This is a genomic window from Bacteroides bouchesdurhonensis (assembly GCF_900155865.1).
Lineage (GTDB): Bacteria > Bacteroidota > Bacteroidia > Bacteroidales > Bacteroidaceae > Bacteroides > Bacteroides bouchesdurhonensis.
In genome coordinates this window covers 3,628,988-3,643,045 of sequence record NZ_LT707006.1, presented here as the reverse complement: position 1 = coordinate 3,643,045, position 14,058 = coordinate 3,628,988, and the positions used below count along the sequence as shown (strand labels likewise).

General features: G+C 46.5%; 20 protein-coding genes. 2 read left to right on the top strand and 18 right to left on the bottom strand.

All coding sequences use genetic code 11. The features are described from left to right. Positions 1-2: 2 nt before the first annotated feature. The 10 genes from CZ225_RS15635 to CZ225_RS15595 form a co-directional block, all read right to left on the bottom strand. The gene (locus tag CZ225_RS15635) at positions 3-911 is read right to left on the bottom strand and encodes a hypothetical protein (RefSeq protein ID WP_234983063.1); all 909 of its coding nucleotides are present in this window, start codon (positions 909-911) and stop codon (positions 3-5) included. A 38-nt stretch (positions 912-949) separates the two neighbouring features. Then, positions 950-1,117 (bottom strand): hypothetical protein, encoded by a 168-nt coding sequence (locus CZ225_RS24420; RefSeq protein WP_227201774.1) that lies wholly within the window; start codon positions 1,115-1,117, stop codon positions 950-952. A gap of 5 nt (positions 1,118-1,122) precedes the next feature. Then, the gene (locus tag CZ225_RS15630) at positions 1,123-1,344 is read right to left on the bottom strand and encodes a PRTRC system protein C (RefSeq protein ID WP_005644262.1); all 222 of its coding nucleotides are present in this window, start codon (positions 1,342-1,344) and stop codon (positions 1,123-1,125) included. A gap of 4 nt (positions 1,345-1,348) precedes the next feature. Beyond that, a complete protein-coding gene (locus CZ225_RS15625) occupies positions 1,349-2,296 on the bottom strand; it encodes a PRTRC system protein E (RefSeq protein ID WP_077154662.1) in 948 nt (315 codons plus the stop codon). A 37-nt stretch (positions 2,297-2,333) separates the two neighbouring features. Beyond that, the gene (locus CZ225_RS15620) at positions 2,334-2,552 is read right to left on the bottom strand and encodes a hypothetical protein (protein ID WP_034530139.1); all 219 of its coding nucleotides are present in this window, start codon (positions 2,550-2,552) and stop codon (positions 2,334-2,336) included. Continuing rightward, on the bottom strand, positions 2,549-2,911 hold the full coding sequence (locus CZ225_RS23715) for a hypothetical protein (protein ID WP_159441778.1): 363 nt from the start codon (positions 2,909-2,911) through the stop codon (positions 2,549-2,551). The genes CZ225_RS15620 and CZ225_RS23715 overlap by 4 nt, the downstream gene beginning before the upstream one ends. A 25-nt stretch (positions 2,912-2,936) precedes the next feature. Further along, positions 2,937-3,173, bottom strand: coding sequence for a hypothetical protein (locus CZ225_RS24415; RefSeq protein ID WP_172718843.1), 237 nt, complete (start codon positions 3,171-3,173; stop codon positions 2,937-2,939). 197 nt (positions 3,174-3,370) lie between these two features. Further along, positions 3,371-5,467, bottom strand: a complete 2,097-nt coding sequence (locus tag CZ225_RS15605; RefSeq protein WP_200800549.1) for a type IA DNA topoisomerase — start codon at positions 5,465-5,467, stop codon at positions 3,371-3,373. A gap of 98 nt (positions 5,468-5,565) precedes the next feature. After that, positions 5,566-5,832: a DUF4099 domain-containing protein gene (locus tag CZ225_RS15600; RefSeq protein WP_008777807.1), complete on the bottom strand. Its 267-nt coding sequence runs from the start codon at positions 5,830-5,832 to the stop codon at positions 5,566-5,568. Positions 5,833-5,874: 42 nt separating this feature from the next. Then, positions 5,875-7,635, bottom strand: a complete 1,761-nt coding sequence (locus tag CZ225_RS15595; RefSeq protein WP_008777808.1) for a DUF3945 domain-containing protein — start codon at positions 7,633-7,635, stop codon at positions 5,875-5,877. A 174-nt stretch (positions 7,636-7,809) separates the two neighbouring features. Here CZ225_RS15595 and CZ225_RS24600 point away from each other — a divergent pair, with 174 nt between their 5' ends. Together CZ225_RS24600 and CZ225_RS15585 are read left to right on the top strand one after the other, a co-directional pair. Then, a complete protein-coding gene (locus CZ225_RS24600; protein ID WP_256317531.1) occupies positions 7,810-7,935 on the top strand; it encodes a hypothetical protein in 126 nt (41 codons plus the stop codon). 646 nt (positions 7,936-8,581) lie between these two features. Continuing rightward, positions 8,582-9,838, top strand: a complete 1,257-nt coding sequence (locus tag CZ225_RS15585; RefSeq protein WP_005644277.1) for an ATP-binding protein — start codon at positions 8,582-8,584, stop codon at positions 9,836-9,838. 186 nt (positions 9,839-10,024) lie between these two features. Here CZ225_RS15585 and CZ225_RS15580 read toward each other — a convergent pair whose 3' ends face one another. From CZ225_RS15580 to CZ225_RS15545, 8 genes are all read right to left on the bottom strand, one after another. Then, positions 10,025-10,315, bottom strand: coding sequence for a DUF4120 family protein (locus tag CZ225_RS15580; protein ID WP_005644280.1), 291 nt, complete (start codon positions 10,313-10,315; stop codon positions 10,025-10,027). 11 nt (positions 10,316-10,326) lie between these two features. After that, positions 10,327-10,824: a hypothetical protein gene (locus CZ225_RS15575; protein ID WP_077154660.1), complete on the bottom strand. Its 498-nt coding sequence runs from the start codon at positions 10,822-10,824 to the stop codon at positions 10,327-10,329. Positions 10,825-10,835: 11 nt separating this feature from the next. Beyond that, positions 10,836-11,090, bottom strand: a complete 255-nt coding sequence (locus CZ225_RS15570) for a DUF6926 domain-containing protein (protein ID WP_005644282.1) — start codon at positions 11,088-11,090, stop codon at positions 10,836-10,838. A 10-nt stretch (positions 11,091-11,100) separates the two neighbouring features. Continuing rightward, positions 11,101-11,367, bottom strand: coding sequence for a hypothetical protein (locus CZ225_RS15565; RefSeq protein WP_005644283.1), 267 nt, complete (start codon positions 11,365-11,367; stop codon positions 11,101-11,103). Between the two features lie 24 nt (positions 11,368-11,391). Further along, positions 11,392-11,928 (bottom strand): DUF4326 domain-containing protein, encoded by a 537-nt coding sequence (locus CZ225_RS15560; protein ID WP_009276706.1) that lies wholly within the window; start codon positions 11,926-11,928, stop codon positions 11,392-11,394. Between the two features lie 237 nt (positions 11,929-12,165). Next, positions 12,166-13,176, bottom strand: coding sequence for a hypothetical protein (locus CZ225_RS15555; protein WP_129585815.1), 1,011 nt, complete (start codon positions 13,174-13,176; stop codon positions 12,166-12,168). Positions 13,177-13,436: 260 nt separating this feature from the next. Next, positions 13,437-13,652, bottom strand: a complete 216-nt coding sequence (locus tag CZ225_RS15550; RefSeq protein ID WP_077154658.1) for a sulfurtransferase TusA family protein — start codon at positions 13,650-13,652, stop codon at positions 13,437-13,439. Next, entirely contained in the window at positions 13,652-13,969 is a 318-nt protein-coding gene (locus CZ225_RS15545; RefSeq protein WP_077154657.1) for a hypothetical protein, read from the bottom strand. Before CZ225_RS15545 ends, CZ225_RS15550 begins: the two co-directional genes overlap by 1 nt. Positions 13,970-14,058: the final 89 nt, after the last annotated feature.

Genomic DNA, 14,058 nt, shown 5'->3' with positions numbered 1-14,058 from the left:
GTTCAAATTATTATGTTGATGAATTTGTCCGCCCATTTGAAGAAGCGTTCCGGATAGTCATCCATGCGGAACAGCTTTTCCGTTTCGGGAGACAGGTCGAGTGTCGTAACCGGTATGATGTCGTAGGTCTCCCTACTGTGGGAATTGTAACAATCCACGAGGTAATCCGTCACCATATCGTAACTGTCATAGATCACACGTATCTGTTGGTAGAGGTACATGGGGTGGAACTCCGGTTCTTTCTCATAAAAGGGATCGTAGCTGTATTCCATGATGCCACGTTCCGGTGACAGGAATTGCAGCCCCTCCTTCATGGCGGAGACCAGTGACCGTTCGTAGTCGTTCCGGGCTTTATACCTGTCAAGTGCCTTCGGCAGGTTCTTGTAGTAACACTTGCATTCCACCCTTTGGAGCAGCCTCTTTATTCTGCCGTTCTCGTAGGAGCGCAGGAGTCTCAGCCGTTTTTTCCTTTCCTCCGGAGTCTCTTCCGGTACTTCCTCTGAAATCCAGGTCAGGACATATTCCGTGTCGTCCTCATCCAGAACGGTCTGTATTCCGTTTGCCTTCATCAATTCATGGATGAACGTGATGGAGATACGTCTCAATTCCGATCCGAGAGCCTCCACGAACTTCATCGGGAAATAATACAGTGTCAGTTTTCCCCAATGATGGGCTTTCCAGAGCTTGAACAGCAACCGTCCGTCTTGCTCTTCGATATTGACGTTCAGCCCCTCACCGACAAGGGCATCCATCTCCTCGTGCAGCCTTGCGATCCCTTCCCCGAACGTCCGGCCCGGGGTATGTACCGCCTCCTTCTCCATCAGATAGGCATATCTGAAGAAGGAGTCACGCAGGAACCCGTAGTTGTCCCGCGTGATGAGATTGTGCCTTTTCCCGTCGGAATCTTCCACGACAAGACTCGGCAAAGGTTTTGGCTGAAACGTGGCGTTCAGAAAAGAGGAACGGCACCCCTCGGTGCCGTAATCCTTTCTTTCCTGTCCGTACCGTAACGGATATTGCGTACGGTCTGTCCGATGATGAGCCTTGCAAGCCGTTCCACCTGCTGTTCGTCCAATGGTACACATGATTTCTTCTGTTTTTTATTGTCCTTTCCCATTGCTTTTATCCTTTTGTCCCGATGGTAGTTTTGAATTCATACACCGCCTTGTCTTCCTTGATGACCGGCCCGTGCACCGTCGCCGTGGTCAGTTCCGGATAGAAGTTCGAGTAGTAGTTCATGACCATTTCGGGGCTGTCCGACGTGTTTGGGTCATCGAGTGTGACCATCCCGTTGCCTTTCTTGAATGTGAATGAACGTGTCATTCCCTTGATTTCTAATGCCATAATATTAAATGCTTTGATAATGTGAGACATTGGGTTCTAACATAGATTGCGGAAAATCGGGATATTCCTCATAATCCTCCGGGCGGTAGGTAGGGACTTCCTGTCCCCTCTGATAGTACGGATAGAGGTCTTCGGGATTTTGCTCCCGTTCCTGCCGGTATGAAATCTGTTGTTCCGCGTATGCATGCTGTGGAGGGAGCTGGTGGCTCATCGGCCGTTGCCCGGCATATTGCGGCTGTGGGGGAGCCTGATGCGGTGCAGGCCTTTGCGCAGGCTGCTGTGGCGGCCACATTATCTGCTGCTTGTCAGGAATTTGTCCGCCCGCTGGTCCTGATGCCTGGGATTGCGGCGGACAGTGCGGTGCAGGCTGCGGCTGTTGTGCCGTTGCTGCCGGTGGTTGTGACCGGAGCTGTTGCGGTGCAGGCGGTTCTTCCATCAGCTCGAACAGGCTTCCCCGGTTCATGGCCTTTTTCTGCTGCTCCAGCATCTCGTCAATCTTCTTCTGGTCCTGCGGCTTGGCATAAAGTCGGGCCTGTCCGAGAGCCGTCACTGCATCCTTATGGTTTCCCGCGGCAATCAGTTCCTCAGCTTTCTTGAGATGCTTCTCGTACTTCTCCCGTTTCTCTTTCTCCTCTTTCGTCTCCTTGGCCTTTGCATCCTTCGCCACCTTGCTCTCGGAAGCGGCCTTTTCCGTCTGTGCCTCGAACTGCGCCATGTTGGTGATCAGTCCCGTGGCTTTCTGCACCGGCCGGGCGACGGCTTGCAGGAATCCGGTATCCAGTTCCTGCGGAACTCCCTTGAGGGTCAACGGGATAATGTGGTTCTGGGCTTCGTCTTTCAGCCCGTTTGACTTCGGCAGTACGGATACCGCCATTTGTCCGTTCGCTTTACGGATGACGAGTGTCAGGTCGACTCCTTCTGTCATCATCTGGTTGATTGCTGTAAAAAACATAATTATATGGATTAAAGTGTGAATAACCGTATTCTTTCTATCTGTTGAAGAACTCCACCAGCAGCCTGTTCCGGTCGGGATGACTGCTTATCTCCAGTATCGGGTCCAGCAGTGTGGAGATGTGTACGGGTCCGCCCTTTTCCCGTGGAGGGAATTTGACGGTCGGTTCCGGGGTATGGTACTTTCTTCTTGCCGGTATCGGCATTGGTATCTGTACCGGTGCCGTCGGCGGTCTTGAGATGATTGCTTGATTCATGGCTTTATCATTTTAATTGTGGATACTCGGGCTTTGGCAGCCCGTTGAACTACAAGGGCTTTACGGCAGACGCTTCCGGAAAGGCAAGGCTTTCCGGAAAAATACCGCAAGCCCTCCGGGCGAGGATGATTTTTCCGCGAAACCCGAAGGGTCCCGGCCTTGCCGTCCGAAAAGAAGCGTTTGCCAACTTTGCCCTGTAGTTCCCGGTCTGCCAATAGCTGTATATGCCCTCTTTTCTTTCCGTCCCTGTTCCCGTTACCCTTGTCCTCATAAAGTGTGGAATACAAAACAGGGCCGTTCGTGGGGACAGCCCTGTTCTGCAAGGTATTACAGTGGTTTATATGCAGCATTTGTTTCATTTCCCGATATTGTATGCCGGTGGAATCAGAATACCAGGCAGCTGAGGATGCAGAAAAGTATCGCCGCCGCTACCAGAAGGCAGGCGATTTTATAGAGGAACCTGAAGAATCCCCTGAAACAGACGATGGCGACTGCCGTCCATACCGGCGAAATTCCTCTTGAATAGAGATAACTGAACACTATGAAGGCTGCGGCGGCCAGTGCCATTCTTTTTATCCATTTGCCGGTTCTCGGTTTTTCGATACATTCCTTTGCTTTCATGATCATTTGCTATTAAAAGGTGAAACATGCCATTTCCAATTTCAGGGGCCAGTATGCGGACCGCCTCCACAGGCAAGGTTTTCGGGGAAAATACCGGAGTAGGGCGAGGATGATTTTCCCCGAAACCTGCAAGGCCCGACCTTGCAGGTGGCAACGGGCGGTTCCGCTACCTTTGCCCCGGAATTGGGATGACGGTATCATTTACCTTTCCCGCCCTTGGATTTTGGGAAAGAAAGTTTCAGGTTAAAACTTTCGTCAAAGATGACCGTCGCGTCGAAAGGTACCCCTTTCTTGCCCTTGAAGCCCTTGATCAGCCGGGTGGAGCCGGAAGAGAAAAGCTGTTCGAGATGCAGGTCCGTCAGTTCCTTGTTCAGAAAACGGCGGAACACCAGCAGTCCGCATCCTTCACGGTCGCATTTTGCGACTTTGGACTTCACCACCACGTTGCCGGTCTTGCACTTGGGGCAGGCAAGGACGCATGATGACGGCTCCGGAAATTTGAGACGCAGTATCTCGCCGGTAACTTTTCCCGTGTATTCCCTGATGGAGAGCATGAAGCTTTCCGGATCGAGGGTACGCCACTCTATCTGTTCCAGCGCCTTTTCCCATATGCCGGTCAGCTCCGCGTCAGCCACCATCATGTCCTTTACCGATTCATAGAGGTAAAGCCCCTTTTCCGTCGGACGGATGTTCTTGCCGGAACGCTCGATGTAGTCACGTTTGAGCAGGGTCGTGATGATGGCGGCACGGGTGGCAGGCGTACCGATACCCGTATCCTTCACCGCTTCGCGTGCCTGTCCGTTAGTGATTTCCTTGCCGCAGTTCTCCATGGCCGTGAGCAGGGTGGCTTCCGTATAGAGAGGTTTGGGCAATGTTTTTTTCTGTGACAGTCCATGTCCCATGACCGGTATTTCCTCACCCTCTGTAAAAGATGCTGTGCCTTCGTCTCTTTCCGGCTCGTCTTTTTCCCGGTCCTCCTTTCGGGAGAACACCGCCCGCCAGCCCGGATTGGCGATGACAGTGGAACGGGAGCGGAAGTCCAGTCCCCCGCATACGCACTCCATGAGCAGCAGTTCTTTCTCGCAAGGGGGAGAGAAGGCTTCCAGCATTCTGCCGGCTATCAGAGTATAAACCGTGGATTCCGCCTCGGACAATCCCTCAGGGACGATACCGGTGATAATCAGCGCATGGTGGTCGGTCACTTTTGCGGCATCCACGCTTCGTGTATTCAGGGCGGAAAGGTCTAAGCTCCTTCTGTACTCACGGAACTCCGGCATGGCTGTTATCTTTTCCAACAATACCGGAATGTGCGCCATGACATCCTGCGGAATATACCTGCTGCCTGTCCTCGGATATGAAACCAGTTTTTTCTCGTACAGGGACTGTGTGATGGCAAGGGTCTTGTCCACCGGAAGATCGTAATGAATATTACAGTCCTTCTGGAGGGCTGTCAAATCGTACAGGAGCGGAGCCTGCTGGAATGCCTTCCCTCGCTTCACTTTAGTGATTGTTACCACCGATCCGGGGGTAATACTCTTGTATGCCGCTTCCGCCATATTCTTGTCCTTGAACTCCTTCGTGTGGATGAACTGCCGGTGCCCGTTGTCCCTTTTCAGCACTATATGCAACTGCCAGTATGGTGTGGAGACGAAGTTACGGTTCTCCTTGAAGCGTGCGCATATCATGGCAAGGGTCGGTGTCTGTACCCGTCCGATGGAGTTGTTCACCGAACCGGAGGCTGCCGCCAATGCGCGGCTGGCATTCACGCCCACCAGCCAATCCGCCTTCGCCCTGCTGTCCGCGGCTGCATACAGGCTGTCATATCCGGTTCCTTCCTTGAGGCTTGCCATTCCCTCACGGATGGCCTCGTCGGTAAGCGAGGAGATCCACAACCGTTTGAACGGCTTGGTACAGCCCAAATAAGAATATATCCACCGGAAGATGAGTTCCCCCTCACGTCCGGCATCGGTCGCCACGATGATGCTCTCGCATCCGGTGAGCACTTCGCTGATGACCTTGAGCTGCCTGCCGGCTGCGATGTCCGTCACCATCCCCCTGTCAGTGCGTACCTGCCGCACGACAAGACGGAACGGATCGGGAATCATCGGAAGGTCTTCGGCGGCGGTTCTCGTGTAGCCGTATGCATCCGGTAAGGCCAGTGACACCAGATGTCCCAGTGCCCATGTCACCATGTAACCGTTTCCCACTATGTAGCCGTCCTTTTTTTCTGTAGCCCCGACCACACGGGCTATGTCCTGACCGACACTCGGTTTTTCTGCTATGATTGCTATCATGATTCGGATAAAGTCAAGCCGTTTCCCGCTTGCCGGTGTGTGGTGGAACGGAAAACGGCGGTTATACATTCAGTTTACATATTATATATAAGGAGGGGCTACTGTTGTCCGATGGGTTTGATGCCGAGGATTTCGAGCAGCGGTCCGCCGTCCTTGCGCACCAGCTGTAGCGTGGCGTCCATCACCACGTCCACACCAAGCAGCACCAGGCTGAGCCGTATCACATTCGTTTTCTCCCCCTTGAGCAACGTGTCGAGTTCTCCCGACATTTCCAGCTCGTCTTTCAATATGCCGATACCTGCCAGTTCCTCCCAGTTTACGTCCTCTACCTTGAAAGGCGTGTTGTTTTCCTTGTTCATTTCCATATTTCTTTTCTTTTAGGATTCCACATTCATTTGATTCATGCATCATGCTATACTTGCGCCTTTGGATTTCCGGCTGCCCTGTTCCTGCCTCTGTGTTTCAGCCACGACATTTCGTTGCGAGGCGTCACGCTTGCGGTCGGGGTTCTCGTTGTAGAAGTCCAGCCTGCCCTGGTTGAAGTTCGCCTTGACATACTGGGAGATGGTCTTGCCGTCATATCCCTTGATACCCTCCACCAAAACAGCCTTGCCACTCTGCAGGTCGGAACGCTGCTTGCGGGTAAGCTCCACATCCCACACCTTATCCGGAATCTTGAATTCCGCACGCTGCTCGAAACCGTCCGGAGTGCGTGAATAACTGAGCCGTCCGGTTTCCAGGTCCGCCTTGATGAACGAGGAGAACTCCTCGCCCTTGCGGTTCACCATGTCATTGAGGAAGATGGTCCTGCCCTCCCGTAGTTGTTGCTGCTCCTCGGCGGTGATTTTCACGCCATTGATCTCGTTAGGGATATAGATTTCCCGTGCGCCCTCCGGGGAGTCGGGATTGTAGCGGGTATAGGCGGGCCTGCCCGTCACCTCGTCCAGCTTGACATAGGAGGAGAATCTCTCCCCGTCCTTACGCTCCATTCCCTCCACGAAAATGGCCTTTCCGGCATTCAGGTCTTCAACCTGCTGTTTGGTCAGTTCCACGCCACCCAATGACTGGCGGTTGAAGAGCTTGTCGTTATCGAAGATATATTCGATGCCCCTGCGCTCGGCGTTGATCTGGATGTGGGCGTCGAACTCCTTTCCGTTGTTGGAAATCATACCCTCGATGAACACCTTCTTGCCTTCGCGCAGGTCGTTCTGCTCCTGCTCGGTAAGCTTTACGCCTTTAATCTCCTTCGGGATGAAGACATTTTCCGCACGCATGGCGACCACCTCATTGGTGAGCTTGTCAATGCTGACAAAAGAGGGGATGTATTCACCGCCCCGTCCTTTCAGTTCCACGACACGTCCCATATTGCCTGTTTCAAGCAGGTTCTTCTTGTCCTCCTCGGAGAAGATATGCCCGAAGTACGGGCGGTCGAGTTCGGGTTTCTGCCGGATACCGTGGATGCCCAGCACGATGGGACCTCCCACGGACTGCTGGAGTGACAGCCGTGCGTCGGTACGCAATACGGCAGAACCGAAATTCATACTGATGGGCACGACCTGGTTGGTCTTGTAGCCCCTGAGCATCTGGTCAAGGAGTCCGCGTTCCTGAAGATACTCGCGGGACAGCCCGTATTTCTTCAGTTCCTCCCAGTTGATCATGGATTCATTGTAGCGGTATTTCGGCTGCTGCGCGGTTTCCGGAGCGGCCTGTTGCTGTGTCTCAGTTTTTTTTGCCATTTCTTCTTGATTTTGATGGTTTATACTTTGGTTTTCTTTGGAGCGGGGAACAATCTCGTATTTCTTTAGAAATTCCTCCACCGCGTCTGATTTTCTGCCTGCGGCAAGATCCTCAATTGCCTGTCTGACTTCCGGGTTGTCCAGCGCATTCTCCTTGACGGAAAGGATGCCGAAACGAGTCGGGTCTTTCAACTGGCTCCAAAAGTTCTTCAGAAAATTCTCGAACATGCTGGCATATCGGTCAATTTTCAGGAAAGAGTTCCGGTGTTTTTTGTCTGCCGGAACCGTCTTGTACCTGCCGTTCTTGTCGATGTCGGATATTGCCTGTAGAAGCAGTTCCATCTTGTCGAGGATAAACACGATGTCGCTCAGCTGGGCGTTCTCGGTGACTTGCGTTTTTGGGGGTTCGTCCCTTACATTTTTCTTTGCCATAACTGTAATTTTTAGGGTTTATAACTGTTGTTGTCACCGCAAATATATAGTCACAAATTTGATAAATCACTATGTCTCAATGCGTTGTACTATCTGTTTCATCGGATGTCATCACGTTTCACCGCAGAGGGAGAAAACGCAAGGCGGAAAAACGGAAGAATCAAGGATAAAAGTGTGAGAAACGTACCGGGTCCGATAAAAGAAGAGAGAGAAATACGCGAAGGGAAAGCCAAAAACAAAAAAGGCGGAACGGGAAAATGGGAAAGGGTGGAAAAGCCGCAAACGACACGAAGCCGATAAAGAGAAACTGTATTATGCAGAGTGGAGAGCGAGCTGTCTTTAGTCCCCGCTTCCTTCTGTTACTCCATAGGACTGGATGAGAATTTACGTGCGGTTGATGTTGACAGCATAATCCATTAGGACATCAGGGGTCGGCAAAATACCGCCGCCGGATTGTATCTTGGTTTTGTCCTATGCGTCGTAGGTCGCTTCGCTTGCTAAGTCCCGGAACGTTTCTCCAACTCGGACGGCGATACCGGAACGTTTTTTCGGGTGAAAAATTACCGAAGGGAATTTTTTGCCCGAAAACCGCAGGCCTGAACGTAGAAGGTATCGTCCCTCCGAGTTATCTTCTTAAAGGGACTTGACAAGTGAAGCGTGGCTTATGATGGATTTTTATAGAGGAATATGGAAAAATGTACCTTTAGCCCAAGAAAATTGCAATCATTTCGCAGAAGTAATCAGAAAATGATTACTCTTGCAGAACGATAATACATGAAAAAATGTTTTTGTTCACTCATCTATGGATGTTCATTTTTAATGAATGCGAGCAAATAATGAACATGGATTCGCTTATATCCGCCTTCTATTGGAGAAAATTGGTCTTTTACCCATTTTTCTCCAATAGAATAACCGTAATACTGATAATTTTCACTACTTTTGCAACATGATTATACCAAGGGATAAATATTTGCAAGAGCTAAGAAGTGTAATGCACAACGGAATGATTAAGATTATTACCGGTGTACGCCGTTGTGGAAAATCTTATCTTCTATTTGAATTATTCAAACAATCATTACTTGAAAACGGTGTGAATGAAGAGCACATTATTCAAGTTGATTTGGAAGACCGACGTAATAAACACCTCAGAGAGCCGGACAGATTATTGGATCACATCGATGGACATATCACAGATAACGATATGTATTACATACTATTGGATGAAATACAACTTGTTCCTGAGTTTGAAGATGTACTCAACAGCTATCTGAAAATTAAAAATACAGACGTATATGTGACAGGAAGCAATAGCCGAATGTTGTCCAGTGATGTAAAAACAGAATTTCGTGGTCGAGGGTATGAAATCAGAGTCCATCCACTGAGTTTTTCGGAATTTCTCAAGGCAGGACAGTACACAAATGAACTTTCTGCCCTACAGGATTATATGATTTATGGAGGAATGCCACAAGTCGTATCTTTTTCAAAGAAAACAGAAAAAGAAAATTATCTAAAATCCTTGTTTCAAGGAACTTATATACGCGATATAAAAGAGCGTTACAATATTAGAAACGATGATGATTTGAGTGAACTTATAGATATTATTGCTTCCAACATAGGCTGCCTGACCAATCCGACAAACCTTGAAAATACATTCAAGTCCGTAAAAGGTCATAGTATTTCAGATACAACCATACAGAGTTATCTTGGAATGTTACAAGATGCCTTTATGTTGGAAAAAGCCATTCGATATGACATCAAAGGAAAGCATTACATCAACACGCCTTCAAAATATTATTTTGAAGATGTCGGACTACGTAATGCCCGTCTGAATTACCGTCAAATTGATGGGGGTCATCTTATGGAAAATATCATATATAACGAACTGCGTATCAGAGGGTATTCGATTGATGTAGGGCAAGTGGAAGTGAGAATAACAAATGATGATGGAAAGAAAATGCGAAAACTACTGGAAGTTGATTTCATTTGCAATAGTGGGGATAAACGTGTGTACATACAATCAGCACTTGATATGCCCACTCAAGAAAAAATTGACCAGGAAACCAATTCCCTTCGTCATATCAAAGATGGATTCCCTAAAATAGTCATTGTGGGAGGTTTGACCCCTTCTCATGTGAATACAGATGGCATATCAATCATTAATATAATAGATTTCCTTAAAGATACAGAAGGAAATCTATTATGAATCCACCATAATATGTAGCATAATAGTGTGTAAAAATAGTAAGGGCAATGTGCATAATGCACCCAAAATATAAATCCACCCCTGCTACAAATAGCTGTAACAGGGGTGGTTTTATCAGAAAGGGAGTTTTGACTTTACCTGCACCGTTTTTCACGCAATTGCAGATTAACTTGTGGTATAAAAATTTTATGTATGTATGCTCCAGCCGTGAAATGGTTCCATCATTACGGCAAAAGACTCATCCGGTCTGCCGTGATAGAGCAATCCACCCACAATGCCGTTTCTTCCATCCGGTGTCCTTTCCGCAAATCCGAATGAATACGGAGCGAAATCGTAATACAGTTCAATTTCATACCTGCCGCCAGAGTTCTTCTCCCATTGTTTGAGGCGTTCAATGCAATTCTGAAAGGTTGTGTCACCAATACTTTTGGCGTATTCCGCCACCTTGTCGTAGTGTTCCTGACATTTGATTTTCATATCCGGTAATTTTAAGTTGTTTGTAGCAATTCTTCGTATATTCCGAAATCGAGGCATCCGGCAACAGTAAAATCCTCCCCACCTTTGTCCGTCAATGATTTCAAGTCTTCCAGACTATTGCAGTAGAAGAATATCTCATCATCCTTTTCCGTGTCGGAATCCATAGCCAAAGCGATCCTTACTTCTACTGTTTCCAGTGTGTCACACCATCTGATGACACAGTCCGCATAATGAGGTTCACATCCTTGCTCACTGTAGAACTTCAGATAAAGACCTCCTATTTCCAGTCTGACTTCATCGGGCTTTTTCCATGTACTGTCATCCACGATTTCAAAGCCTATTCCTTCAACCAACAGGCACGTGCCATTGTCATTGACCATCATGGTGCGCTTGCCGATATGTTTTTCTCGTATTTCCGCCCAATCCGGCAAGTCCCAACGTTCTACAATCCAGATTCCACGGTAATTTTCCGGGATGGCATTGTATTCACTCAATATTATCTTTTTCATTTCAAATCGGTTTATGCTGTTATAAAAGTCACTTCATACGTTTTACATGGTTTCCCAAAGGCCGGGTAAGCATCAAACTCTCTGTATGCTTCCCAATCCACCGACATGGTATATCCGTTCGGAAAATTTTCACCGATGAATCGGGTTATCAGATCCTTGTCTTCATCGGTAAGGAACAATTCTTCTTCAATGCCGTACTCCAATGCAAAAATCGCCCATTCGGGAATGTTGTTCCAAACGAGCGGCGTATTATTGTTTTCCTTCATACTTTCAAGTTTATTGCGGTGATACCAGCAGTCTTTGGATGATGCCGTCAAGTTCCGTTTCCCATTTGTCCGTACCGTCAAGGAGAGACGGGTAAGTCAATTGTTGCCATTGCCGGTAGTCGAAGAGTTTCATCCGGAGCGGATAATAATCAAAAAGTTTCCGTCCTTCGGAGAATATTCTCAGGTGATTGACACCTACTTCCATCAGTTTCAGACCGTAATGGTCGATAATCTCATGGAATCTATTCATCGGTGTGAAATTGCTTCTTTTCCCCATAATTCATTTGTCATTATAATTCGTTCAACAATACATTTTATACAAATCGGTATCTGACAGCGTACACAACTCTTCATCCGTACAGTAACCGTCAATCTCTTCGCTGGCTTCCATTGCCTCATATATACCGTTACGCATATCGTTTGCCAGTTCATTCCGCAGGCTCTCCACTGACACCCTGAATATATGGTTGCCGGCATCTATTTCCCTGACGGGATAGACACATCCTTTCCAATGGATTTGCCCGATGACGATTGCTTCATTCGCATTTTCAGCCATCCAGTCCAGGTATTCTTTAATGATGTCCCCATGACAAGGATCCGGTTTGCAGAAACATCCCAATGTCTTGCCCTGCAAATTCCCGATCCGCTTGCGGAACTCTTTATCCGTACTCAGGCGATGATAAAAGTATTTCCTGTATCGGCCAAGCGTACTGCCTTTTGCCATCGTTGCTTCCAGTCTGAACGGATTCCCGAAATAACCGTCCTTGCCATATCCAGCCCTGCCAATGTACACGTCACAGGTTTCCTTGCGGATATTGACCACTCTTGTTCTGCCCATAGCCATATTTCTTTTATTCAGTTAAACATTCACCGGCTCGTGAGCCGATATTTTATTTCTTGCCTGCATCACTGTCCCGTGCCGGATTGTGCAAGGCTTTCCGGAAAAATACCGCAAGCGGAGCGCGGAAGATTTTTGCGGAAACCCGTAAGGGCTTGGCCTTGCTCAATCCAGGCGGGCACGGGACTACCTTTGCAGGCTGAAATAAAAAAGCGGACTTTAATTTGTGACGAACCTTTATTTATGCTGGAAGGAATCAAAGAATTGGATGGCGGATTCACAAAGATTCCCGACTCTATATGTTAATTCTATTTCTATTGTGTATAAAGTTCGATTGATAAGAAATATTTGATAATGTTGTACACGATCTTCAATTGTTTCAATCGTTACAGCTATTCCATTTAAGCTTTCTTTTTTGATCTTATGACTTTCAATGAGTTTACCGTTTGATAGTGTGATGAGTAAATGAATCGTTTCCTGAAAAAGAGCGTCAGAGTTTTCTTGTAACTTTTCTAATGGAATTTCATCAGTAAAAACAGTTTCTGATATTTGGTAATGCCTTATTGAATCCACACATTGAACCATTTTTACTTTTTCTTCTTTATTGTCAATCCATAAGGTTGTCTCTATTTCTTTTTCCGGGGCTTTAACTATAGCTACCGTTTGATATGAAATATGTGGTTCCGGTGTATTGATTCGATATATATTAGGAGTGTAAGGAAAGTGAATGGTATAACTCAGTTCCTTTATATTTATTGCATAAGGTTTGTTAATTGGACTAGGATTATATATGGTGAAGTTTTGCATGAACTCTAATAATACAGTATTGAATGATTCATCTTTTTTACATTCTACTTTGGCTGAGTATACCTTCCCTCTAACATGACCTATGCAGTAATGTACAAACTCTCCTTTGTTGTTTTTTAGTTGGTAGTAATTTAAGATATGTCCTCCTCTTATGATGGTGCTTTTGGAAAATAATTGTAATGAACTATTATGGAGTTTTTGAGTTGTTAATTCCTCTTCTTTATTTTTTGCATAATCTATATCAGTAGAATCCGAGGTTTCCCATATACTGATTAGATATGATTTATTCGGATGTTTTTCTTCTTTGATAATGCTTTCGAACCGATAATTAGTTTCTTTTCCTTTTTGTTCAGTGGTAGCTGTAGGAGCTTTATAAAAGGATGCCTTTAGACCTAATTTTTCTATCTGGATTGGGTGCCATTGGTGTTGCTCTTGTGCCATTAATGAAAATGTATAAAAGAGTAGCAGTACATATAGATATAAGTGTTTTCTGTTCATCATAATTATAAGATTAACTCGATTTGATATTTGTTAATTATAAAAATTACAGGTATAAACTAGATTGAACTTCGAATTGTAGGATTAATTAATGCTGTCAATGGATTAAGAAAGAAGAAAAATAACCGAAAATATTGGTGATAATATATCCGGCTATTTTTAATTAGTCATTAGTTCTTGCTGAAACGTGTTTATGAAGGAAATTATGTGATGACAAACTGAATAGTCATATATTCTCCATCATAGATTTCACGAAAACCGATGCCTAGTTCGGATAAATACTCCTTTAAGTCTCCGAAAGCTTCGGCATTATTCATAACAACTTCTAAGCTATCTCCGGGAGAAGCGTCACAAATCGCTTTGATTGCCGGAATCAATGGACTATACGCCGTTGTTCCGCAAGTGTCTACTGTAATCATTATTCCTCCTCTTCTTCCGTATCCTGAGAAGTAAGCCAAGTGAGGTAGAGCTTAATCAACTGTTGCAGGCCGAATGCTTTCATGTTATTATGATAAATCACATCGATACAAAGGTCTAGCAGATCTCTACTGTCTTCTTCTTGACTGGCTATCAGGGAACGGATATTAAGTTTTAGTTTATCCAATACGTCTTCATCTACAATGCCATTACTGTCGATAAGATGGCGGAACAAAGCATACTTTTCGATAGTTCTCAGATTTTCATTAGATACTTCTATGCTGCGTGTTCCACTGGGGTTTGCTTGTATAGTATACATTGTTTTCTAGTTTTAAAGGTTATTACTAGGAGCAAAGATAGAATTTAAAATGAAAAAGGGATTAAAAAAGCATGTATTTTTTTGATCCG